This is a genomic window from Geminocystis sp. NIES-3708, from assembly GCF_001548095.1.
Classification (GTDB): domain Bacteria; phylum Cyanobacteriota; class Cyanobacteriia; order Cyanobacteriales; family Cyanobacteriaceae; genus Geminocystis.
In genome coordinates this window covers 889,215-910,872 of sequence record NZ_AP014815.1, presented here as the reverse complement: position 1 = coordinate 910,872, position 21,658 = coordinate 889,215, and the positions used below count along the sequence as shown (strand labels likewise).

Here is a 21,658-nt window from a genome sequence, read left to right as displayed (position 1 = left end):
ACTAAAAGACTAGAAGAGAATTGACTTCAACATTATTTCAATTGATTTTTGAAAATTATAATTGTTAATTGTTAATTACCCTTCGCCCTTCGCCCTTTAAGAATTTATCATTATCATAATTATTACCTGCTTAATTTTTAAAAATAAGAGAAAAATATGGGTGCAAACGATTACAAAGATTATTATTCAGTATTAGGAATTAGCAAAAATGCTACAGGAGATGAGATAAAAAAAGCTTTTCGTAAATTAGCTGTTAAGTATCATCCTGATAGAAATCCTGATAATAAAGTGGCGGAAGAAAAATTTAAAGAAATTAGCGAGGCTTATGAAGTCTTAGGGGATGCAGATAAGCGCAAAAAATATGATCAATTTGGTCGATATTGGCAATCCGCATCATCAGCAAGTGGGCAATCTCCTTGGGGAAATGCAACTTCCAGAAATCCTAATGCCAGTGTCAATAACTTTGATTTTGGTAACTATGGCAGTTTTGATGATTTCATCAATGATTTATTAGGACGATCATTTGGTAATACAAATTCTCGTAGTAGTCGTACTAGCACATCTGGGTTTTCTGGAAACACTGGTTTTGGCACAAAAACGTCATCGACAACTAGCAAAGGGAGTGATATAGAAAAAAATATTACTCTTAGTTATAGTCAAGCCTATCATGGGGTAGAAACTCAGCTTAATTTAGGGGCAGAAAACGTGAATGTTAAGATTCCTTCTGGTGCTAAAAATGGTACTAAAATTAGGTTAAAAGGAAAAGGACAATTAAACCCTCTCTCGAAACAAAGAGGTGATCTTTATCTTAAAGTAGAGTTAAAACCTCATGATTTTTTTCAATTTGAAGATGATAAATTAGTGTGTGAAGTGCCAATTACGCCTTATGAAGCGGTTTTAGGTGGTGAAATTAATGTACCAACTCCCGCAGGAGAAGTGAAAATTAAAATTCCTTCAGGTATTCGTCATGGACAATCTTTGAGACTTAAAGGTAAGGGTTGGAGTAGTGCCAAGGGTGATTATGGTGATTTGTTTGTTAAAATTGCCATCGCCACTCCCAGTAATATCACCACTCAAGAAAAAGAATTTTATGAAAAAATCAGAGATATAAGTAAAGACAATCCTAGATTGCATTTAGGTAAAGTTCGACTCTAAAAACTAATCACAGTCAAGAATTGTGTTTGCAACCCTTCTAGTTTTTTTTACCTCTGCTATATTTAATAGTTAATCGTTAAGATAGGTACTCAATAAATAATTTTTTACTTGTTCATTATTTATTATTCATTATTCATTGTTAATTATTAAGATGGAATCTTTAATTGCTGGACGTTATCAAATTATTAATACTTTAGCTCAAGGAGGTTTTGGAGAAACTTTTTTGGCTAGAGACACTCATATGCCTTCTCAAAGATTGATTGTAATTAAACGTCTAAAACCAATTAACTCAAACCATCGAGTATCCGCAGATGTTATTGAAGATTTATTCGATAAAGAAGCACAAGTATTAGAAGATTTAGGGCAACATTGTACAGAAATCCCAACTCTATATGCTTATTTTGTCGATAATGAACGATTTTACCTTGTTCAAGAATATATAGAAGGAAAAAGTTTAGCAGAGTTAGGCATGATTGACTGTTCTCAATGTCATGCCATTCTATCATCTTTACTGAAAACTCTTCAATACATTCACAGTAAAAAAATTATTCATCGAGACATAAAACCCGAAAATATCATTATTCGTCATCGAGACAATAAACCTGTTTTAATTGATTTTGGTGCGGTTAAAGAAACAATGGGGACGGTAGAATTAGGTTCAGGATCTATGGTAAGCTCTGTTATCGTTGGTACTAGAGGATTTATGCCTCCAGAACAAAGTACAGGTAGAACGATGTATAGTAGTGACTTGTTTGCTTTAGGTCTAACGATGATCTATAGTTTAACAGGAAAATACCCCATCGAATTTCCTAGTAATTCCTTAAATGGTCAATTAGAATGGTCTGATTTCGTTCCTAATTTAGATCCATTATTGCAAACTGTGCTAGAAAAAGCCACTAAAATTGATTTAAGTCAACGCTACACTACCGCCGAACAGATGTATCAAGACTTATATTTAAGTGTCATTAATACTGTAGCGGTAATTCCTCAACGAAAAAATATTCCCATCAATTCTTCTTCTAACACCAGCATCGAATCTCCTACCGTTGCCATTACTAGAGATCAACTTTATCCTGAATCTGAGTCTTTTTCTTCTCAACCTGTTTCTCAACCCCGTTATACTCCTCAACCCCGTTATACCCCTCAACCTGTCTCCAAATCCCGTTATACTCCTCAACCTGTTTCTCAGCCTTTGTATGAAAACAGTAATATTAGAGAAACGAGTAAAAATAATTGGATTCCCTTAATTTTAAGTGCCATTATAGCTGGTGTCGCTGTATCTGCGGGTTTTATTTTTACGGAATATATTCAACAAACTCAAGAAGAATTAGCTACGATTGAACAACAAAAAGTAGAAACTGAAGCTAGACTGATTGAAGAACAGAAAAAACGAGAAGAAGAAGCTAATAAGCGTTTAGAAGCCGAAAGATTACGGCAACAGGCAGAAAATGAGAGAAGACAAGCTGAAGAATTGAGAAGAAAGGCTGAAGAAAAAGCTCAAAGTCAATCTCAACCTATCACTAACAATCCAGATACGAATAATCCGAATGTTAATGAGACTGTGACGGAAGAAATTACTTCTATTGATGGAAATGAGGCGATCGCCAAAGTTCAAGAGTTGTATAATTTAGTATCTCAAAAACAATATGATCAAGCAAAGGGGATATTTGCTGATCCTAATCAGTTAGATTCTAATTTTTTCGCTCAATTTAGTCAAGTAACGGTAGATAATTTACAAATAACAAGTCAGGATGAAAAATCAGTAACTTTAACTGCTAATAATACTTATATTTATCCTGATGGTTCAAAACAAAAAGAAGAAAGAAATTTTACGTTAGAAAAACTTGATAACTCTTTAAAAATTACTAATTCTAGTTTTATTAAAGTAATAGAAGAGAGAAAATAATTATATAGTTCAAGTTAATTTTGACTGCTTATACAGCTTCATCAATTAATAGACTACCTCCTAAAATAATTTCGGTTAAATCAATTAATCCTAACATTTTTTCTTGATAAGGAATTACTCCAGATAAATAATGTTTGTTAATTTCAGTATCTAGGTTATCAGGGGAAATTAACTTTTGAGGATTGAGCATAAAAATATCGTTAACAGTATCAACTAAAAGCCCAACAATTACTCCTTCAACATTAACAATAACAGCTTGATTTTCTTTTTTTAGACTTGATTTAGATAAATTAAATGAGCCTTTAATATCAATTAAAGTAATAATTTCTCCTCTCAAATTAATATTACCCAGAATAAAATTAGGAGTACAAGGAATAGGAGTTATTTGGCTAAATTTAATAAATTCTTTCACTAAAGATAATTCAACACCAAAATATTCTTGATTGAGAGTAAACACAGAAATTGGTTTAAAACCAGTAAAATCTTTTAATTGAATAGAGTCTCTTAAACTATTAGCTCTTTTTTGCAGTATTTTTCTTTCATAATCATTTGCTTGAGGAAAAAAGATTGTTTTTTTGAACTGAATTAAATCCCCTTTTGTAGTTTCTATTTCTTCACTATTTATTGATTTTTCTTGTTCTTCTGGTAAGTCAAATAAATCTAAATCAAGAGAAAATTCTTGTTCTTCACGATACCGTAATAAGGTTTGTACATTTAGCAATAATAATAATGTTTCTTGATCTTCAACTACACCTTTAATAAATTTTTCTTGGGGAATTTCTCCCCAACTATTATCATAAGATAATTCACTGGTGATAGTTTGTTCATCAATAAATTTAACTTCATGAACTTGATTTGTAAGAATACCTAATCTTAATTCTTGCCATTGAAGAATGACAATACTATCATTGAGATTATAGTCTATTTGCTCATAACCAAAGCGTAAATTAAGATCCATAATTGGTGTAATATTACCCCTAACATTAACCGCCCCAATTATCTCTTTTGGAGCTTCAGGAATGGGTTTTAATTCAGGAAGAAAAAATACTTCTTGTACTGTTTCAGCCGTTACGCCATAAAATAAATTATTGTAAGTAAAAGTAAGATAATAACTCATAGTTTTGTCCTCTAAAATATAGTTTTTAAATTGATAATAATGACAGTATTGTGAAATTATTCTTAATATTTAAAGTTGCTTATGTTTTGCTTTTAAATATATTTAATCATGATAATAATTGTTGTAATTGAATCGTTAAATCTTCTACAGAAATATTACCTAATTCTAAAATTGAGGTATTTTTAGGTAATGTTTGTAAAATTTTTAGTGCTGATTGTTGCATTTTATTTGCTCTTTTCAAATCTCCTTCTTGTTGATATAAATTAGCTAAATTAATGTAAGCTGATACTCCATTAGGTTCAAGATAAATGACTTGTTTTAAAGCTTTTTTTGCACTTTCTAAATTTCCTTGCTCCTCAGCAATATTCGCTAATATATGATAGGGATTAGGGTTAAAACTATTAAGAGTAATTGCTTTATCACACCATTTTTTTGCTAACTCATATTGACCTAAATTCGCCTGTAATTGTGCCATTAAATAAGTACCTTCAAAATTCTTAGGAAATTCTTGCAATATTTGCTCTAATTTTTTTTGAGCTAAATTATAAGATTTCGTTTTAAATAATTGTTCAACTTCTGTCAATAAAATTTCATAAGTATTCGATGTTTTTTTGATCTTTTCTGTGATTATTGTTGATTTTTTGACATTTTTCGATGGACTCAGTTTAATAGATGTTGAAACAATTTTATTTTGTGTTTGTATTGGTGTTATGCTTTCTGAATTAAAAGATGTAGGTTTAAAAGATTGACTAGGAGAAGGTTGTGCATGGGCAAATTGTCCGCTACGGCGTTGATAAACCACTGATTCCGTAAAAAGTTTAGCTTGAAATGCTTTAACCTGATTATTATTTAATTCGGCATGACCAGTCATTAAATATCCATTAGGCTTTAAAGTATTAAAAAATTTTTCAATTACATGGGCGATCGCACTTTCGGTAAAATAGATAAAAACATTACGACAGATAATCAAGTCCATATCATGCAAATTCGAGTCAAAACTGGGCATTATATCCCTTGCAAGGTTAACCTGGTGAAATTTAACTAACTGTCGAATCTCCTCATTAAGCTGATAATAACCAGCGGAATTTTTGAAATAACGAGCTTTTATATCCTCTTCCACTTGCCGAAATGACCATGTATTATAAAATCCTTTTTTACCTTGAGCAAGAGATTCCCTATTAATGTCAATACCTAAAATAGTGATATTCCATGAAGATAAATCGGGAATTAACTCTTTAAGTAAAATTCCAATGGAATAAGGTTCTTGTCCTGTAGAACATCCAGCACTACAGATTTTTAAAGATTTTGTGCGTTGATTGCGACGAATCAATTCAGGTAAAAGAGTGTTGCGCAGTAAAGAAAATTGTCCCTTATCTCGAAAAAAATAGCTTTCTTTATTAGTGGTTAAACAAACAAATTTTTGCCACTCTTCTTCTCCTTCAGAATTTACTAAAAGATTATAGTAATTTTGAGGTGATGATAGTTTTAACTCTTGAACTCGACTTAAAATATTATCTCCCATAGAGCCATAATTTTGAGATCGGATTTCAATACCCGTCTGTTTAGCTATTAATTCAACAAATTCTTCCCTTAAAGAAGGTGATATAGTTTCCGTAATCATTGTTAAGTCCTCTAGGAGTAAATAATCATCAATAAATCACAAGGAATAAAAATAAAAATTAACTATCTTATTCCCACAAAACTGAGCTTACTAAGTAATGATTTCCATAATTTTGGGAGCAATTTCAGGTAAAGGCAACACAATCTTACTAGCACCTAACCGAATTGCTTCTTGAGGCATTCCAAACACAATGCTAGTAGCCTCATCTTGAGCAATGGTATAAGCTCCTTTTTGTTTTAGAGTTAAAAGCCCTAAAGCCCCATCTCTTCCCATTCCCGTCATTAAAACTCCAATACTGGCAGAACCATAAAAACGAGCTACATTTTGAAATAATACGGTAGCTGAAGGACAATGACCATCAACGGCAACACCTTCAACACAGTAAAATCTTCCTTGGGCATCTAATTGTAAATGTTGTCTTTCGGGAGGAAAATAGATATAACCTTTTCGGGGTGAGTCTCCCGTTTGTGCAACCACAACTGATAAATGACAGTATTGTTTTAACCAGTTGATGAATCCGTCTAAAAATCCTGTGCTAATATGTTGTACACATAATACGGGGACAGGAAAATTAGCTGGAAATTGACTTAATACTTCTTGAAAGGCTTGAGGACCACCAGTAGAAGATGCGATCGCCAATACTTTAATTCCTTTAACAAAGGTAGAAGAAACAGTGTTATTAGTATTATCACGGTTAATTTTTACGGGAATACCATTATTAGTGAGAATGGGGCTAATATTTTGACTACGTTTTGTAAAAACTTTTACCCCAGATAACACCCTAATTCTGGTCAGAAGTTTTTGAGTAATCATTTCATAATCTTCAATATTACCGCTTCGAGGTTTAGGAAAAACATCTACAGCACCAGCATCAAGGAGTTGAAAGACATTATTTTTATCTTCATCCTGCACACAAGCACTAATTACTAAAATAGGTTTTGGCGTGCTACTCATAATCGCCCGTGTTAACTCTAAACCGTTCATTTTTGGCATCATTAAATCAGTACAAATAACGTCAGGTTTAACTTTAGGCATTAATTCCAACGCCTCAATTCCTGTTCTTGCTGTGCCTACTACAGACATATCATCAGCGCTATTAATCATTCTTTTGAAGATTGTTGAAGCCACTGGTGAATCTTCGACTAATAGCACTTTGATTGTCATTGTTTTTTCTCCTTTTTTCTACTGCTTTTTAAATTAGACGATCGCACTTAGTTCTTTTGCAGTATGGCTTAACTGTTGTGTACCAACTTTAACTTGAGAAAGCCCTGCGGCATTTTCTTGTGCACCTTGATTAATACTATCCATTGCTTCGAGAACTTGTTGTACCGCTTTACCTTGCTGACGAATATTTAGAACAATTTGTTGATTATTCATCGCCACATTATTAACAGATTCTAATACTCCAGCAAAAGCATTAGCCGTACGCTCTGTGATATTCATACCAGCATTAACGGTTTTTGTTCCTTCATCTGTCACCATAACGGTAGTGTTAATGGCATTTTGAATATCGGAAACTAAGCTACCAATATTAGAAGCTGATTGACGACTTTGATCTGCTAATTTACGGATTTCTTCCGCAACTACAGCAAAACCTTTTCCATGTTCTCCTGCCCTTACTGCCTCTACAGAAGCATTCAAAGCTAACATATTTGTTTGTTGAGATAAATCACTGACTAAAGATGAAATATTCCCAATTTGGTTAGTTTGTTCTGATAATCTGACAATTTGATCAGCGATGGCGGCAACTTTGTTTTTCAAGTCAATCATGGTAGCAACGGTTTCTTCTACAGATTGATTACCATTATCAGCTAATTGCAAAACTTCTTGAGCCGCTTGAGCCGCTGCTTCGGCTTGTTCTTCTGATTGATGAGAAGAAGCTCGTAACTCATCCATTGTGGTTGTAGTTTCATTAACAGAAGCCGCTTGTAGATTTGCTGTACGCTCTTGTTGTTCCATGGTTGCTGCAATTTCGTTAGAAGAAGCAGTAATATTATTAATAGCCGTTTTGACTTCGTCAGTAATAGCTTTAGCGATCATATTACCAAAAACTAATGTTCCTGCTACACCACCAAATAAACCCACAACAATAAAAGTCATTGTTAGTTTTAAAACAAATTCTTCTTTACTATTAAAATCTTCGATAATTTTAGTTTCACGTTCCAACATTGAATCTTTTATTTTGTCAAAACTGGTCATTTCTAATTCACTAATTTGGGGAATTGCTTCATTTATTTTTCCTGCTTTGATGAGATTCATAATTTGCTCACTTTCTGTTTTTTTGAACTCAATTTCTTTGACCAATTTTTGCCAGTTTTCTTTTTGTTGAGGATCTTTTATATCTCCATTATCCATTTTAGTCAGAGTGTCTTCTAATCTTTCTACCCCTACATTATAGGATTCCACATAACGAGGTTCTTTGGGAAATAGCCCAGCACCACGGACACTACGAACAATACGAGAAGTATGAATAACAGAATCTCTGATATTATCAATGACGTGATTTGATCTTTCTATTTCCATCGAGACATCACTGGTATTTTTAATAGCGACTCCCATGATTAAAGCAAATAAAGTTAATAAACCTAAAGGCAAAGTATAGCCCATCAAAATGCGAGTTTGTAATTTTTTAGATTGTAAAATACTCATAGTTTTGTCTCCGTTTATTTTGTGATTATAGTTTTGGTTGATGTTTGATGAATTACACTAAGCGATCAAGAGTTTCGATCAATAATTCTTGATTGAATTGATCTTTAATGATGTAAGCATTTGCTCCCGCCTGAGCACCTTTGCGTTTATCTTCTTCTTTAGCTAGAGAAGTAACAAGAATAATCGGTAATTCTTTATATTCAGGGTGTTGACGCACTTTAGCCGTAAACTCTAAACCATTGAGGTTAGGCATTTCTACATCAGAAATAATGCCATCAAAGTTTCTGCCACTGTTGCGTAGTTTGTTATAACCATCCATACCATCAACAGCAATCACCACTTCATAACCAGCTTTTTCGAGAATACGTTTTTCTTGAGTCCGAACTGCAATAGAGTCTTCAGTTAAGAGAATTAAAGGTTTTTGGAAATTTCCCTGCTCATCTTCTAAATCTCCTTGCTCTAAAGTCATTACCGTATGATGAACTTTATTAACAGATTTCATGAGATCGTTAGGATTAAGGATCATGCACACATCCCCTGTGCCTAGAATCGTTGCACCTACAACATTACGAACTCTTTTTAAAAGTTTGCTTTGAGGTTTAATTACCACATCTAAAACTTCAAGAAGTCTTTCCACTTCAAAGGCGAGATTTTGTCCTTCTACCGTTAATAAGATGGCAGGAGTAAAGGTTTTTTCTTGTCTTTGTCGCTGTTTTTGTGCCGTAGGAAGGTTAAGGTTCGGCAATTCCAATAAGTCTGCCATTTTGACGAGGGTAACGGGTTTCTCGTCAACGGTGATGGTGGTTTTTCCTTCCAGAGAATAAATATCCTTATTACTTATCAATAATGTTTTGGAAATTGCCTCTAGGGGCATACCATGAATTAATCCTTGTACTTCAAATAACATCACGTTAAGAGTTGCAACAGTACTGCGTAATTGAATCCGAAATACTGATCCCTCATTGGGGTTAGAATCAATGGTAATATGACCTTTTAACCGTTCAATATTAGTCCGCACCACATCTAAACCAACACCACGCCCTGATATTTCCGTGACAAAGTTACGGGTAGAGAATCCGGGTAAAAAGATTAGCGATCGCAATTGACTTGCACCCATCAAAGCTAAATCTTCTGCACGATAAAGTTTACGTTTAATGGCTGTTTGTTTAATTTTTTCTGTGTCTAAACCTCTGCCATCGTCTCCTATTTCCAAAACAATACTTTCACCACTACGAGTAGCTTTAAGCCAAATTTTGCCAATGGGATCTTTTTTGGCTTGTTTTCTCTCTTGAGTGGTTTCAATGGCATGATCTACCGCATTACGTAATAAGTGTAATAAAGGATCTTTCATTTCCTCTAAAATTTGCTTATCAACAGTAATCTCCCCTCCTTCCATGATAAAATCTACTTGTTTCCCTTGTTCTTTAGCTAAATCCCTCACTAAACGAGGAAAAAGAAGGAAAATTGTCGAAAGAGGTAATAAACGCAGAGTACGGATTTTTTCGTCTAATTCCCGTGAAATTAAGTCTAAACGAGTATTATTTTCAGAAACGCTACTGTGAAGGTAATGGATAATTTCGTCTAGTTTTTCTTCGGTAACTTTTCTTCTTAGAGCCGAATTAGTATTTTTACGGGTTTTCCAGTCATTCCAGATATAAATTAAATCTCTAATTTTTTCTCCTGTATGGGCAAGACGGGTTTTTGTTACTGTTAACTCCCCTGTATGAGTCATTAAAGCATCTAAATAACGCATGGGGACTCTAATGGTATCCTGAATGCCAAGATCTTCTTTTCTTCTTTGAGGAATACCAGCAATATCTTTAACTACTTTTGTTGAAGAATCCGTATCGTTATTGGCAGTCTCACCAGTTACTACTAAATTTTCTAAATCTCCTAATATTCTTTCATAATTGACTAAGACAACATTTCCTGTTGTAACTTGATTGACTAAAGAAGCGATCGCATTTATTCCTTGAATAAGAAAAGGTGCAACTTGAGGAAAAGATAATTGAGTAGTTTTAAGTATTTCACAAGTTTTTTTGACTTTATGGATTAAAACTTCAATGGAATCCTGTTCAACCACATGAGAATCTAGTTCAAAACTTTCTAACTCTGTCAATAACTTTTCTAAAGAATCTTGATCATCAGGATTTTCTTGCAAGAAGCCTAATTGTAGTCGTATTTGTTCTAAATGTTCTTGACTAGAAATTTGATAAATTTCCCGTAAATCTTCATCTTCAATAAGTAATAGGGGATGATCATTATCGGTAAAATCACTATTGCTTTGATCTTGATTAGATGAAAATTCGTCAGAAGAGAAATTAACTGAAGGTGTATCTATTAAAAACTCGCTCAAACGATTAATTAACTGATTAGGATCAATACCACTAGGTGCATCGGTAACAGCCTCATTGACTAATTTTCCTAAAGCTCCCACCGTACTATACATTTTCTCTCCTAGTACATTTGACCAATCAAGTTGACCATTTTTGAGTCGCCCCATTAATTCTTCAAGACGATGGGATATAGTTTCTACCGATTTAATCCCGATTACCCTCGAATCTCCTTTAAGACTGTGGGCTTCTCTTAATAAAGTTGCTAACAACTCTGTATTGTGAGGATCTTTTTCTAATGTTAATAATCCTCTTTCCAAATTTTCAATATGTTCTGCTCCTGAAACTTTATATATTTCTCTGATTTCTTCGTCTTCAATCATGGTAATTCTCTCATGATAAAATAAGGTTAATAATAATAATTTTTGTTTTTCTCAATTATTAAAAACTAGAAATATATTCTTTTTATGTATTTTTAATAACAAAGTTGTTTATAATTTTTCCCTCTTACTATTTATGATTACTATTTTGAATTAAAATCTTAAATAGATAATAGATTTAATTCTTTTAATATATTTATATGATAGAGCTTTTTACTAAAGTTAGAACATAAATTTAATGTTTCTTAAATAAGTTATTATCTCTTCATAATTAAACAATAAATTTTTCATCAACTGTTCTTAATTATTCATAATAATTTTAAGTAAGGTGTGATAAAACAGCGTAAATAATCAGGGTAAAAGATACCAGAAATCATGAAAAAAGATGTCAATCTTTGTACTAAGACTATGTCTAAAAATTATATGATGGGCAAAAATTTAAGTATTGGTAAGTTTATGCACTAGCTAAGTTTTTTCCAGTTTTTTTACTAGACTTTAAATAACGATTAATTAAAGCAATTAGAGCTTGAGCTTCAGGAGGCTTGTTGATAAAATCATTCGCACCGACTAATTTAGCACGAGTACGATCAATACTACTATCTTGTGCCGTTAAAATAATGATTGGTGTATCAACAAAAACGGGAGTTTCTCGTAAAAATTTACAGACACTATAACCATTGGCATTAGGCATATTAAGATCTAATAAAATTAAATCAGGTTTATGTTCAATAAGTTTGCCAAAACCAGCCATCGGTTCATTTATACTTAAAATTTCAAATCCTGCGGGTACAAGAATTGTTCTTAAATTATGAATAACAATCGCACTATCATCAATACACGCTATTAGAAAAGATTGTTTGGAATTATCAGATGTATCAAAAGAATTAGCTTCTGAAGGAATAGTAACAGGATTTACCACAGCGGATTTTTTGGTTGTTGTTGTTTCAACTATTTTATGAATTGGAGCTGGTAAATCATTGATATTTTTAAATTCAATTAAGCCTTTTTCTTCCCAATTAATTAAAGAATGAGCGACTTTAGCGATAGATTGTTTTAACTTTAAAGCAATATCCCAAATTGTAAATTCACCATTCAAATATTTTTGTTGGGCAACATTATTAATGGTTATTTTTCCTTTTTCTAACAAATTGGGAGCTAAACTAGGTCGTAATTTATCTAAACCATTTTTACGCCATTCTTGATGAAGTTGATCTATTTGATTCAAAACGGGATGAATTTCAGGTAATGATAGACTCAAAAAATAAGAAAAAGCTGATTTAATGCGATCATGTTCTAGCCATTCTGCTTTAATTTGTGGTAGCAAAGCTAATTCTGATAAACATTCTTCAGCAACAGTTTTAATGACTGATTTTGCTTGGTTGAGAGTTATTTTTTTCTGACTAAGTCCTTGATATAAAAAATCATACTCCCAAGGTTGACTATTTAATATTTGAGTGGGGAGAATCCAATCATGACAATGTAGTGAAATAGAACGTTGCCAACGTCTAACCCGATGTTTACTATCAGTAACATACTGTATCCTTCCTGCCAAGATAAAAATGGTAACAGAAATATTTCCATGACTCAATATTAATTCACCAGTTGCTTTTTGTTCATATAAACGATCTAACTCCTGTTGGAGATAAGTAATAAAGTCCCCAGATATTACATTCATAATAAACCCTCAAAAAAATAATTCAGAAGAATTCAATTTATTAATTTTTACTCTCAACCCTTTTTATGTTTAGCATTGGTAATTATTTATCAAGGGTAAGAACTATATTTAGTCAATTTTTCTCTTTATTTTTAGTCTAAAACTTTTAGTGTCATTAAGCAAAAAAGATTAATTTTTATTTTTATAACTTATTATTTCTTTAAAATATATAATTTTTTTTTTATTCTATACCGTAAATTTACTGATTAGCAGAGAGAAATTTATAATAGAAATTATGGAAATCTTGACAAGATTAACTTTTTTTTGAAAATTTGATCATATTTTTTCGTCCTAGTTTAATATTTAAAACATAATTATTGATAACTTAAACAAAATATCAAAATTGCTTATGACTAATCTACAATGGGTTTTGATTTGTGCTGGATTAGTCTTTCTTATGCAACCCGGATTTATGTGTTTGGAATCGGGATTGACGAGAACAAAAAACAACATCAATGTAGCAGTCAAAAATTTAGCAGATTTTGGTATTTCCGTTGCTTTATTTTGGATGTTTGGTTATGGCTTGATGTTTGGCTTAAGTAAAGGTGGAATAATTGGCACAACAGGATTTTTTATTAATGTGGATAATGACTCTAATCTAGGTGCTTTTTTTCTCTTTCAAGCTATGTTTTGTAGTACTTCAACAACCATCGTTTCGGGTGCAGTGGCGGAAAGATTAAAATTTAGTTCCTATATTATTGCTTCTGCTATTATTTCTGGCATTATATACCCTATCTTTGGTCATTGGGCATGGAATGGCATGAATAGCAGTCAAAATGGTTTTATTGGCTGGTTAGGTAATCTGGGTTTTGTGGATTTTGCTGGTTGTACTGTAGTTCATAGTATAGGTGCATGGGTATCATTTGCCCTTTTATTAATTATAGGTCCTCGTCATGGTCGTTTTTCTGTTCATAAAATTAATGGCTCAAATTTACCGTTATCAGTATTAGGAGTAATGTTGTTATGGATAGCATGGTTTGGTTTTAATGGAGGTAGTATTTTTGTTTTTAATGATCAAGTACCCAGAATTTTGGTGAATACTCTGATGGCTGGAGTAGCTGGTATGATTAGTGGTTGCTTTTTTGGATGGCAAAAGTATAAAATGCCCGAAGTTGAGTTTTTGATGAATGGTACTATTGCAGGTTTAGTTTCGATAACTGCTTGTTGTCATGTTGTTTCTACCCCTGAGGCTTTCATTATTGGGGCTGTCGGTGCTTACTTAATGTTATTTGCGAAAGCTCAATTAGAAAAACGAAAAATTGATGATGCGGTGGATGCCGTGGCAGTGCATGGAGTGGGTGGAACATGGGGAATTTTAGCTGTAGCACTATTTGGGCAACCTGAGTTATTAGGCACTGGTTTAAACTCTTTTCAACAGTTATTAGTACAGTTATTGGGTATTTTCGTCTGTTTTGTGTGGGCTTTTGGTATGGCTTGGTTATTACTTAATTTTGTTAACCGTTTTTTTCCTTTAAGGGTTTCTTTAGAAGATGAAGATATAGGGTTAAATGTATCTGAACATAGAGCAAAAACTGATGTTTATGATTTACTCACTATTATGGATGAGCAGATGAAAACTCAAGATCTTAGTTTACGTGTACCAGTTGAGCCTTTTACGGAAGTAGGACATATTGCTACTCGTTATAATCAAGTTATTGAATCTTTAGAAAAATCAACTTCTCAACTTCAAGCAGGAAATCTTGAATTAGCTATGGCAAAAGAGAAAGCAGAGATAGCTAATCAAACAAAAAGCGTTTTTTTGGCAAATATGAGTCATGAATTACGTACTCCTATGAATGCCATTCTTGGTTTTTCTCAAATTATGATGCGATCGCAGACGTTACCAGAAGATCATAAAGAGAATATAAACATCATTAATCGTAGTGGCAATTATTTATTAAATTTAATCAATAATGTTCTCGATTTGTCGAAGATAGAAGCAGGGAAAATGACCCTAAATGAGAAAAACTTTGATCTTTACACTTTAATGAATGAAATTGAAGATTTATTACAACTAAAAGCTGAAGAGAAGGAATTACAGCTAAATTTTGAGAGAGATGAGAATGTACCTCGTTATATTCGCACTGATGAGACAAAATTACGGCAAGTATTAATCAATTTGACGAATAACGCTATTAAATTTACGGAAGAAGGAGGAGTTAATGTATTAGTCTATTTAACCCCTTATCAACCAAAAAACAAAGATATAATTCATATCACTTTTGCCATAGAAGATACTGGTGCAGGAATTGCAGAAGAAGATATTGGGAAAGTTTTTGAAGCCTTTACTCAAACAGAAGTTGGTAGAAATAGCCAAGAAGGCACTGGTTTAGGATTACCTATTAGTCGAAAATTTGTTCAGTTAATGGGAGGAGATATAAGTATAAAAAGTACCTTGGGAGAAGGTAGTATTTTTAGTTTTGAAGTTGTTACCCAAGTAATAAAACTTGAAGAGGTAGAAATTGAACAACGGATTAATTCTCGTCATGTGATAGGCTTAAAATCTGGACAGCAAAACTATCGTATTCTTGTAGTTGACGATCGCTCAATGAATCGTTTATTACTGATAAAATTATTACAACCTTTAGGATTTCAATTAAAAGAAGCGGCAAATGGACAAGAAGCGATCGAAATATGGGATGATTGGAAACCTCATCTAATTTGGATGGATATGCGAATGCCTGTGATGGATGGTTATGAAGCAACCCAATATATCAAAGGTACAATTAAAGGTAATGCTACGGCTATTATTGCTTTAACGGCTAGTGTTTTGGAAGAAGAAAAAGCGGTAATTCTTTCTGCTGGGTGTGATGATTTTATCAGAAAACCTTTTAAAGAATCCGTTATCTTTGATGCAATGGCTAAACACTTAGGAGTTGAATATATCTATGAAGAAGAAAATCAAACTATGGTTGTTTCTACTAATGAACCTTTAACTCTTGAAGATTTACAAATTATGTCTCCATCATGGATACAACAATTATATCAAGCCGCAGTTGATCTGGATGATGATTTAATATTAGAATTGATTGCACAAATTCCCCTAGAATATAAGATTTTAATTGATAAATTAACTAATTTAGTTGATAACTTTCAACTCAAAAAAATAAGAAAACTTATAGAATAATTCATAACCAAATAATTGATAAATTTTTCCTACCCTCATAAAAATACTTTTTATATAGCTATAAATAATTCGATGAATGACTTTGATTCTAACTCAGAAGAAAAATTAATAGAAAGTATCTTAATTGTTGATGATCAACCAGCAAATTTGAGAGTTTTGTCAAAAATGTTAGAGGGGAAAGATTATAAAGTAAAAAAAGCCTCCGATGGAGAAAGTGCCATCATTGCAGCTCAATCTAACCCTCCTGACTTAATTTTATTAGACATTTTAATGCCGAATATGGATGGTTATGAAGTTTGTGAAAAACTCAAATCAGAAGAAAAAACAAAAGATATTCCTGTGATTTTTATTAGTGCTTTAAGTGATGTATTTGATAAAATAAAAGCCTTTGAAGTAGGAGGAATAGATTATATAACTAAACCATTTCAAGAAGAAGAAGTATTGGCAAGAATAACCAGTCAATTAACAATTCAAACCCAAAGAAAATTATTAGAAAAAGAGCAGTTATTACTAAAAAAAGAACAAGAAAACTTAAGAAAAGAAATTCGTCAACGAAAAGAAGCGGAGGCTATTTTATATCAATCAAGGGCATTAATTTCTAGTATTCTCAATGCTTCTCTTGATGGTATTGCCGCTTTAGAAGCTGTTAGAGATCCAAAAACAGGTAAAATTGAGGATTTTCGTTGTATTGTTGTTAATCCCGTTACCGCTAAAATTTTTAATAGTCAACCAGAAAATTTGACGGGAAAATTACTTTTCAAAAGATTTATTAGCAAAATAAAACCTGAATTATTTCCTGCTTTTATCCGAGTTATAGAAACAGGTAAAGCTCTAGAGCAAGATATTAAATATCATTATAAAAACGAACAAAAATGGTTTCATTTTATCGCTGTTAAGTTAGGTGATGGTTTTTCTATTACCGTTAGAGATATTACCGTCAGAAAAAAATTAGAATTAAAGTTGAGCAAATTGGCAACTATTGATGGATTAACAGGTATTTATAATCGTCATTATTTTGATAATACTCTCATACAAGAATGGCAACGTTCTTTGAGAGGAAATCAACCTTTATCTTTAATTTTATGCGATGTGGATTATTTTAAACCTTATAATGATATTTATGGACATCCAGAGGGAGATAAATGTTTAATAAAAGTGGCACAAATTATGGATAATATAGTTAAAAGATCCTCAGATTTTTTAGCTCGTTATGGCGGTGAAGAATTTGCCATTATTTTACCGAATACTAATATAAAAGGTGCGGTAAATATTGCTGAAAAAATCAGAGCAGAAATACTAAATTTAAAAATACCTCATCAAGGTTCAAAAGTTAGTGAATATATAACTTTAAGTTTAGGAGTTGCTTCTTTTAAGCCCTCTTTTGAATCTTCTATAGAAATGCTAATAAAATTAGCTGATAATGCTTTATATCAGGCAAAAAATAATGGTAGAAACCAAGTATATTTTAACCATGATGAATAATTATTTTGATTTATTGACATTTTTTAAAATTAGTAAAAAATTTAAAAAACTTTACCCTGTGCATTGTTATCAAAGTACAATAGTCCCTACCCTCACTTTTACTTTTATACTCAGATGCGTTTGTGTTTACCATTCACCTCTACTAATTCCTTATTCCTAATTATCTAAATGATTTTTGAATTTATTTCAACACAACTTTATCAACTACAACAATTAGCTAATCAATTAGTAAATAATCAGTTAAATCAGATAAGTGTTTTCAGTATTGGCATTATTTTATTGACAGGATTAATTACCAGTTTAACCCCTTGTATGCTATCAATGCTTCCTCTTACTGTTGCTTATATCGGTGGTTATGATAATAAAGGCAAGTTTTCTTCCTTTATCCAATCTACTTATTTTGCCTTTGGTTTAGCCACTACTCTAGCTATTCTCGGTGTTTTTGCGGCTTTTTTAGGTAAGGTTTATGGACAAATTGGCACGGGTTTACCCATTTTTGTTAGTGCGATCGCCATTTTGATGGGATTAAATTTATTAGAAATAGTACCTTTAAAATTGCCTAATTGGGACACTTCTAATTGGATAAAAGATAATTTTCCTGATGGTTTAAAATCTTATTTATTAGGAATCACTTTTGGTTTGATTGCTTCTCCTTGCAGTACTCCAGTTTTAATAACATTACTTGCTTATATTGCTAATAGTAAAAATTTATTTTTAGGTGTAATTTTTCTAATTAGTTATGCAATTGGTTATGTTTTTCCTTTAATTTTAGCAGGAACATTTACAGGAATGTTAAAAAGTTTTCTCAGTTTAAGGATTATTACACAGTGGATAAATCCTTTAAGTGGTGGGGTATTATTAATATTTGGGATCTTTTCCTTGGCTTCTCGTTTTACATTTAATTAATTAAAGTGTTATATGAAAAACAAAAAAAATCTTATTAAAATTATAGTCATTTACTTATTATTAACCATTATCGCCCTATTAATGTTATTTCCCTTACTATGGTTATTAAGTACATCTTTTAAGTCTGCCGGAGAAGATATTTTTACTTTTCCACCACAATTTATTCCCCAACAATTTACTTTTGAAAACTTTTCTCTCGTCTGGGAAAACTATCCTTTTGGGCGTTATTTACTCAATAGTACCATCACCGCAGTCTTAACTGTAATTTTAAATTTATTATTTTGTTCCCTCGCCGCTTATCCTTTAGCTAGACTTAATTTTCAAGGAAAAGATTTTATTTTTGCTTTAGTAATTGCAACCATAATGATTCCTTTTCAAATAGTAATGATTCCCTTATATATTTTCGCTGTACAATTTGGATTAAGAAACAATTATTTAGGGATCATTTTACCGAATTTAGCTTCAGCTTTTGGCATCTTTTTATTAAGACAAGCTTTTCAAGGTGTGCCTAAAGAATTAGAAGAAGCCTCCCGCATTGATGGTTGTAGCGAAATTGGTATTTGGTGGCATATCATGTTACCATCTGTACGACCTGCTACTATTACTTTAGCCATTTTTGTCTTTATCGGTGCATGGAGTGATTTTTTATGGCCTCTAATTATTCTTGATCGTCCAGAATATTATACTTTACCATTAGGAGTTGCGGGGTTAGCTAGTTCTTTAGATTTGAATTGGCGTTTTATTGCCGCAGGATCTGTTATTTCCATCGCCCCTGTTTTATTATTATTTTTATTACTACAACGGTATATTATCCCTAGCGATGCTAGTAGTGGAGTAAAAGGATAATTGTTAAACCTAAAAATGATATTATAAAAAAATTGTAAATAAATATTAAGGTTTATATTAATGTCTTTATACTATTTTTTGGGCATATTAGTAATTTCATTAGTAATCGGGATTGTAATCTACCTAGCTACTCCTCGTAGTTTTGAATCTCCTGAAACCGTAGCTAATTCTTATGATGAATGGACGGATGACGGTATTTTGGAATTTTATTGGGGAGAACATATTCACTTAGGTCATTATGGCACACCTCCAAGACAAAAAGACTTTTTAGAAGCAAAAGCAGATTTCGTTCATGAAATGGTGAAATGGGGAGGATTAGATAAATTACCTTCTGGCACTACTGTTTTAGATGTTGGTTGTGGTATTGGTGGAAGTACTCGTATTTTAGCTAAGAGTTATGGTTTTCAAGCCACAGGAATAACCATTAGCCCTAAACAAGTGCAACGAGCAACAGAATTAACTCCTGAAGATGTTACTGCAAAGTTTCAAGTAGATAATGCTCTGAACTTATCCTTCCCTGATAATAGTTTTGACGTAGTATGGTCTATCGAAGCTGGTCCTCATATGCCCGATAAAGCTAAATATGCTCAAGAAATGATGCGAGTTTTAAAACCCGGTGGCATTTTAGTTGTAGCTGACTGGAATCAAAGAGACGATCGCAAAGTTCCTTTAAACGGTTGGGAAAAAGTAGTAATGCGTCAATTACTAGATCAATGGTCACATCCTTCCTTTTCAAGCATTGAGGGTTTTTCAGAACAAATTGCGGAAACAGGTCTAGTAGAAGGGGAAGTAATGACCGCAGATTGGACAAAAGAAACTCTACCCTCTTGGCTAGAATCTATTTGGCAGGGTATAGTAAGACCTGAAGGTTTAATTCGTTTTGGTTTTTCTGGATTTATCAAATCTTTGCGAGAAGTGCCAACTATGTTATTAATGCGAGTGGGTTTTGGTGCTGGTTTATGTCGTTTTGGAATGTTTCGTGCTGTGAAATCTCAATCCGCAACCTCTCTAAAACTAGCTGAAACTACCGAAGCAGTTAAGATTTAAAATTAATGAAGTATTTGTGGGGGTGAATATTATTCACCCAAGTATTTATAAAAGCAAATAATATTTACTTGAAGCATTCGTAAAAGTCAATAGTATTTGCCAACGTATTTAAAAATTAAAAATGTAATTTATTAAACTTATCTTACGATCAACTTTAATGAAACAATTGTCTATCATTGGCGGCGGTATAGGTGGTTTAACCCTCGCCCTTGCCTTACAACAAAAAGGGATTGATTTTCGATTATATGAACAAGCTAATTCCTTTGAGGCTTTAGGGTATGGACTTCAATTAAGCCCTAATGTTGTCCGAGTGTTTCATCAGTTAGGTATAGAAAAGTCTTTAAAAAACATATCTCATCGTTGTTTTGGTTTTCAGTTACGCTCTTTTAAATCTGATGACATCTTGGCACAATGGAAATTAAATAGTGAAGTACCTTATTATCAATGTCGGAGAGCAGATTTACATCAATTATTATTTAATTCCCTTGAAGATCGTAGTAAAATTTACTTTGCTCAACATTTAGAAAGTTATCAGCAAGAAGATAATCAAGTAGTTTTAAAGTTTAAAAATCAAGATCCTTTGATTACAAAAGCATTGATTGGAGCTGATGGAGTTCATTCCATGATTAGGCGATCGCTATTTCCTGAGTATAAAGCTGAATATGCAGGTTATGCCGCCTATAGAGTAATTTTACCTTTCAAAGATGATTATAAATCGTTATTAGGTAAAGCAACGGTGTGGATGGGGGAAAATCATCATGTGGTAGCATATCCTAACGGTAATCAAGAACAGAAAATATCTTGGCTTAATTTAGTTTTAGTGGTAAAAAATCAAAATTGGCATGAACAAGGTTGGACGATTTTAGCGGATAAACGAGAAATTGCTCAAAATTTCACCAATAAATCTTATTTGTTAAATCAAATTTTAAAAGATATGGTGACTAATGAAGAACCTTGCTATAAATGGGGTTTATTTATTCATCAATCATTGCCTTATTGGTCACAAAAAAATGTTACCTTATTAGGAGACGCCGCTCATCCAATGCTGCCATTTCAAGCACAGGGTGCAGCTATGGCTATTGAAGACGCATATATTTTAGCGGAATGTATTGTTCAAGAAAAAGACATCGAAACTGCTTTTCTTAAATATCAACAAATCAGACTACAACGTACAGTAAATGTACAACTAACATCTAAAAAGAATGCAGAAATATTCCACGCAACAGGAATAAAAGCGATAGTAAGAGACTTAGGATTGCATTTAATATCTTCTGTTAATGATGGTAATTTATTAAATCAAAAAACCGCTTGGATTTATGACTATGATGTAGAAAGACAACTATTCAAATAACACACTAATTAGATGAGTCAAAAA

Annotated in this window: 14 protein-coding genes; 8 read left to right on the top strand and 6 right to left on the bottom strand. The window is 32.4% G+C overall.

Going from position 1 to position 21,658, the window contains the following annotated elements; all coding sequences use genetic code 11:
* Positions 1 to 156 precede the first annotated feature (156 nt).
* Complete coding sequence (locus GM3708_RS03970) at positions 157 to 1,155, top strand: DnaJ C-terminal domain-containing protein (RefSeq protein WP_066344295.1); 999 nt, start codon at positions 157 to 159, stop codon at positions 1,153 to 1,155.
* Positions 1,156 to 1,306: 151 nt separating this feature from the next.
* Entirely contained in the window at positions 1,307 to 3,061 is a 1,755-nt protein-coding gene (locus GM3708_RS03965; protein ID WP_066344294.1) for a protein kinase domain-containing protein, read from the top strand.
* A gap of 28 nt (positions 3,062 to 3,089) precedes the next feature.
* Here the strand turns inward: GM3708_RS03965 and GM3708_RS03960 are convergent, their stop codons facing one another.
* From GM3708_RS03960 to GM3708_RS03935, 6 genes are all read right to left on the bottom strand, one after another.
* Entirely contained in the window at positions 3,090 to 4,178 is a 1,089-nt protein-coding gene (locus GM3708_RS03960; protein WP_066344293.1) for a chemotaxis protein CheW, read from the bottom strand.
* Between the two features lie 106 nt (positions 4,179 to 4,284).
* Complete coding sequence (locus tag GM3708_RS17800; RefSeq protein WP_071827576.1) at positions 4,285 to 5,799, bottom strand: protein-glutamate O-methyltransferase CheR; 1,515 nt, start codon at positions 5,797 to 5,799, stop codon at positions 4,285 to 4,287.
* Between the two features lie 90 nt (positions 5,800 to 5,889).
* Positions 5,890 to 6,963: a chemotaxis-specific protein-glutamate methyltransferase CheB gene (cheB, locus tag GM3708_RS03950; protein WP_066344292.1), complete on the bottom strand. Its 1,074-nt coding sequence runs from the start codon at positions 6,961 to 6,963 to the stop codon at positions 5,890 to 5,892.
* Between the two features lie 33 nt (positions 6,964 to 6,996).
* On the bottom strand, positions 6,997 to 8,448 hold the full coding sequence (locus GM3708_RS03945) for a methyl-accepting chemotaxis protein (RefSeq protein WP_066344290.1): 1,452 nt from the start codon (positions 8,446 to 8,448) through the stop codon (positions 6,997 to 6,999).
* Positions 8,449 to 8,500: 52 nt separating this feature from the next.
* Positions 8,501 to 11,164 carry a hybrid sensor histidine kinase/response regulator gene (locus GM3708_RS03940; RefSeq protein WP_066344288.1) on the bottom strand — a complete coding sequence of 888 codons (2,664 nt, stop codon included), beginning with the start codon at positions 11,162 to 11,164 and terminating at the stop codon, positions 8,501 to 8,503.
* Positions 11,165 to 11,615: 451 nt separating this feature from the next.
* The gene (locus tag GM3708_RS03935) at positions 11,616 to 12,836 is read right to left on the bottom strand and encodes a PleD family two-component system response regulator (RefSeq protein ID WP_066344286.1); all 1,221 of its coding nucleotides are present in this window, start codon (positions 12,834 to 12,836) and stop codon (positions 11,616 to 11,618) included.
* A 388-nt stretch (positions 12,837 to 13,224) separates the two neighbouring features.
* Here GM3708_RS03935 and amt point away from each other — a divergent pair, with 388 nt between their 5' ends.
* The 6 genes from amt (at position 13,225) to GM3708_RS03905 (ending at position 21,634) form a co-directional block, all read left to right on the top strand.
* On the top strand, positions 13,225 to 16,002 hold the full coding sequence (amt, locus tag GM3708_RS03930) for an ammonium transporter (RefSeq protein WP_066344284.1): 2,778 nt from the start codon (positions 13,225 to 13,227) through the stop codon (positions 16,000 to 16,002).
* A gap of 72 nt (positions 16,003 to 16,074) precedes the next feature.
* Positions 16,075 to 17,484, top strand: coding sequence for a diguanylate cyclase domain-containing protein (locus GM3708_RS03925; RefSeq protein ID WP_066344282.1), 1,410 nt, complete (start codon positions 16,075 to 16,077; stop codon positions 17,482 to 17,484).
* A gap of 171 nt (positions 17,485 to 17,655) precedes the next feature.
* Positions 17,656 to 18,390: a cytochrome c biogenesis protein CcdA gene (locus GM3708_RS03920; RefSeq protein ID WP_066349333.1), complete on the top strand. Its 735-nt coding sequence runs from the start codon at positions 17,656 to 17,658 to the stop codon at positions 18,388 to 18,390.
* A gap of 12 nt (positions 18,391 to 18,402) precedes the next feature.
* Positions 18,403 to 19,236, top strand: coding sequence for a carbohydrate ABC transporter permease (locus GM3708_RS03915; protein WP_066344280.1), 834 nt, complete (start codon positions 18,403 to 18,405; stop codon positions 19,234 to 19,236).
* A 60-nt stretch (positions 19,237 to 19,296) separates the two neighbouring features.
* Positions 19,297 to 20,283: a methyltransferase domain-containing protein gene (locus GM3708_RS03910; protein WP_066344278.1), complete on the top strand. Its 987-nt coding sequence runs from the start codon at positions 19,297 to 19,299 to the stop codon at positions 20,281 to 20,283.
* 157 nt (positions 20,284 to 20,440) lie between these two features.
* Complete coding sequence (locus GM3708_RS03905; protein ID WP_066344276.1) at positions 20,441 to 21,634, top strand: FAD-dependent monooxygenase; 1,194 nt, start codon at positions 20,441 to 20,443, stop codon at positions 21,632 to 21,634.
* The last annotated feature ends 24 nt before the right edge of the window (positions 21,635 to 21,658 follow it).

Coding starts and splice junctions, on each gene's coding strand:
- GM3708_RS03970 (WP_066344295.1), top strand. CDS start 157: ATGGGTGCAAACGATTACAAAGATTATTATTCAGTATTAGGAATTAGC.
- GM3708_RS03965 (WP_066344294.1), top strand. CDS start 1,307: ATGGAATCTTTAATTGCTGGACGTTATCAAATTATTAATACTTTAGCT.
- GM3708_RS03960 (WP_066344293.1), bottom strand. CDS start 4,178: ATGAGTTATTATCTTACTTTTACTTACAATAATTTATTTTATGGCGTA.
- GM3708_RS17800 (WP_071827576.1), bottom strand. CDS start 5,799: ATGATTACGGAAACTATATCACCTTCTTTAAGGGAAGAATTTGTTGAA.
- cheB (WP_066344292.1), bottom strand. CDS start 6,963: ATGACAATCAAAGTGCTATTAGTCGAAGATTCACCAGTGGCTTCAACA.
- GM3708_RS03945 (WP_066344290.1), bottom strand. CDS start 8,448: ATGAGTATTTTACAATCTAAAAAATTACAAACTCGCATTTTGATGGGC.
- GM3708_RS03940 (WP_066344288.1), bottom strand. CDS start 11,164: ATGATTGAAGACGAAGAAATCAGAGAAATATATAAAGTTTCAGGAGCA.
- GM3708_RS03935 (WP_066344286.1), bottom strand. CDS start 12,836: ATGAATGTAATATCTGGGGACTTTATTACTTATCTCCAACAGGAGTTA.
- amt (WP_066344284.1), top strand. CDS start 13,225: ATGACTAATCTACAATGGGTTTTGATTTGTGCTGGATTAGTCTTTCTT.
- GM3708_RS03925 (WP_066344282.1), top strand. CDS start 16,075: ATGAATGACTTTGATTCTAACTCAGAAGAAAAATTAATAGAAAGTATC.
- GM3708_RS03915 (WP_066344280.1), top strand. CDS start 18,403: ATGAAAAACAAAAAAAATCTTATTAAAATTATAGTCATTTACTTATTA.
- GM3708_RS03910 (WP_066344278.1), top strand. CDS start 19,297: ATGTCTTTATACTATTTTTTGGGCATATTAGTAATTTCATTAGTAATC.
- GM3708_RS03905 (WP_066344276.1), top strand. CDS start 20,441: ATGAAACAATTGTCTATCATTGGCGGCGGTATAGGTGGTTTAACCCTC.